The 1,221-nt window shown below is 69.6% G+C and carries 1 protein-coding gene; it reads left to right on the top strand.

Annotation, left to right across the window (positions count from 1 at the left end; all coding sequences use genetic code 11):
• Positions 1-356: 356 nt before the first annotated feature.
• Positions 357-1,205 carry a helix-turn-helix transcriptional regulator gene (locus U9978_RS18610; RefSeq protein ID WP_322762412.1) on the top strand — a complete coding sequence of 283 codons (849 nt, stop codon included), beginning with the start codon at positions 357-359 and terminating at the stop codon, positions 1,203-1,205.
• Positions 1,206-1,221: the final 16 nt, after the last annotated feature.

The raw sequence follows: 1,221 nt of genomic DNA, 5'->3' as shown, positions 1-1,221 counted from the left end.
GAAAAGTACTGGCCGGGCTCGGGAAGGCCGTGCGCCGGGGAGCCGGGTGGGGATGCGGGTGGGGATGCGGCCAGGCCGGAGACCGGGTCCTGGTCGCCGTGGGCGGGAAACGTGGTCATGCGGGTCTCCAAACTGGAACGAGGTCGGCGGGAGATCGTCGTGGCACCCGGCCTACGGGCCGTCCTGGTGCCCCTGTCCTGATGCCGCTGTCCTGATGCCGTTTCGACCAGCTAGCGCTAGCCAGCTAGTTCTAGTAAATTACGTTTGGCAAATTACGGTCCGAGTATGCCGACGCTGACTGGATCGGTCAACGGGGTCGCATCGACCGCTATCAGGGGGAGACGGGAAGGCTTGTCATGGCGACGAACGCAGTCCTTGCCCGCCGCCGGCTCGCGCAGGGCCTGCGCAGGTACCGCCAGCGTGCCGGGCTGACCATCGAGGACCTGGCTCGCGAGCTGGAGTGCTCCGGGGCGAAGGTCAGCCGGATGGAGACCGCCATCGCCGGCATCCGCCTGCACGACGTGCCACCCATCGCTCGTGTCCTCGAGCTCGCCGACGCGGAGCTCGCGGAGCTGACGGAGCTGGCGCGGCGTGCGCGCGGCAAGGAGTGGTGGCACGAGTTCACCGATGTCGTGCCGCCCGACTCCGCTACCTTCTACGGTCTGGAGGACGGCGCGGCCAACATCCGGCTGCACACGACGTCGCTGATTCCCGGCCTGCTGCAGACCGACGACTACGCCCGCGCGCTGCTCGGGGCGGCGCACGACGCCACCCGCGCCGTCGGGGAACGCCGGCTCGAGTTGCGACTGCGCCGTCAACGCATCCTCGATCGGGAAAACCCGCCGGCGCTGACAGTGCTCCTGGACGAGGCGGTGCTGCACCGGGAGATCGGCGGCCCGGACGTGACCGCCGGGCAGTGGCGGCACGTACTGCACCGGGTCGAGACCGCCGGCGTGCGGGTCAGGGTCATCCCTTTCCGGGCGCCGGTCCACGAAGCCGAAGGCGTCACTTTCACGATCTTCGAGTTCGACCACGAGGACCTCACCTCCGTGGTCTACGCCGAGCAGCCGGTCCAGAACCTCTTCGTCGACGACCCCGATGCCGTCGAGGTCTATGCGGCGGCGTTGGCCGCCGCCGAAAGCGCTGCGACGTCGATCGAGGACTCGCTGGCGATGATCGCGACCCGGGCCGGAGGTGGGCGGTGACCGCCACGGCGCCGCC

The organism is Protofrankia sp. Cr2, from assembly GCF_963555885.1.
Taxonomy (GTDB): Bacteria; Actinomycetota; Actinomycetes; order Frankiales; family Frankiaceae; genus Protofrankia.
The sequence above is the reverse complement of the archived record's forward strand: the minus strand, read 5'-3'. Positions and strand labels throughout refer to the sequence as shown.

Coding starts and splice junctions, on each gene's coding strand:
- U9978_RS18610 (WP_322762412.1), top strand. CDS start 357: ATGGCGACGAACGCAGTCCTTGCCCGCCGCCGGCTCGCGCAGGGCCTG.